Source organism: Bacillus sp. SIMBA_074 (assembly GCF_046534555.1).
Classification (GTDB): domain Bacteria; phylum Bacillota; class Bacilli; order Bacillales; family Bacillaceae_G; genus Bacillus_A; species Bacillus_A mycoides.
Window position 1 is genome coordinate 1 of record NZ_JAWRYM010000737.1, and the last position, 261, is coordinate 261.

Sequence of the window (261 nt, forward strand, 5' to 3'; positions counted from 1 at the left end):
GGGTACGGTGTTCAAAAAGGGAACTCCCCAGGAAATTTTCTCCGAGCCAGAACAACTTCTGGAGCTTGGCCTGGATGTACCTGATACGGTCCGTTTTCAGCTCAAGCTCCAGAAGGAACTTGGGGTTCGGTTTGATCATCCATGTCTTAATATCGGTGATTTAGCTGTAGAAATAGATAAAGCCATGAAACGGGGGAACCGCTGATGCTGGATAAAATGATTATCGGGCGTTATGTCCCTGCAGACTCCCTGATACACAAG

1 pseudogene is annotated in these 261 nt (G+C 47.5%); it reads left to right on the forward strand.

Annotation, left to right across the window (positions count from 1 at the left end):
- Positions 1-205 (forward strand): annotated as a pseudogene (locus SB773_RS32725) (energy-coupling factor ABC transporter ATP-binding protein); the annotation flags it as partial.
- Positions 206-261: the final 56 nt, after the last annotated feature.